Annotated in this window: 1 protein-coding gene; it reads left to right on the top strand. The window is 74.7% G+C overall.

The genetic code is table 11. The annotated features are described in order from the left end of the window. Positions 1 to 616 (top strand): ketoacyl-synthetase C-terminal extension domain-containing protein (locus D459_RS33395; RefSeq protein ID WP_040711817.1); only part of this gene is annotated, 616 nt, incomplete at both ends.

The following is a 616-nucleotide window of genomic DNA, read 5'->3' as shown; positions in this document are numbered from 1 at the left end:
CGCCGGGGTGATGAAGATGGTGCTGGCGCTGCGCAACGGCGTGCTGCCGAAGACCCTGCACGTGGACGAGCCCACCCCGGAGGTGGACTGGGACGCGGGCGCGGTCGAGCTGCTGACGGAGGAGGCGCCCTGGCCGCGCGGTGAGCGTCCCCGCCGCGCCGGCGTCTCGGCCTTCGGGGTGAGCGGGAGCAACGCCCACGTCATCGTGGAGGAGGCGGGCGACGGCGACCCGGCGCGCGCCGCCGGTGACGGCGTCGGCGTCGGGCCCGGTGGAACCGGCCGCCGCGCGGACCGGACGGGCGGTCCGGTCCCATGGCTGCTGTCCGCGAAGAGCGAGGGCGCGCTGGACGCCCAACTCGCCCGGTTCGAGGACTTCTCGGCCGAGAACCCTGGCCTGGACCCGGTGGACGTGGGCTTCTCGCTGGCCACCGGGCGCTCGGTGTTCGAGCACCGGGCGATGTCGCTCCAGGGCGAGGAGTGGGTGCGCGGCTCCGTGGCGGGCCAGGGGCGGACGGTGTTCGTCTTCCCCGGGCAGGGCTCCCAGTGGATCGGGATGGGCGCCGAACTCCTCGACTCCTCCCCCGTCTTCGCCCAGGCCATCAACGAATGCGAAGCG

The organism is Nocardiopsis potens DSM 45234 (assembly GCF_000341105.1).
Lineage (GTDB): Bacteria > Actinomycetota > Actinomycetes > Streptosporangiales > Streptosporangiaceae > Nocardiopsis_A > Nocardiopsis_A potens.
This window is presented reverse-complemented; position numbering and strand designations above follow the sequence as displayed.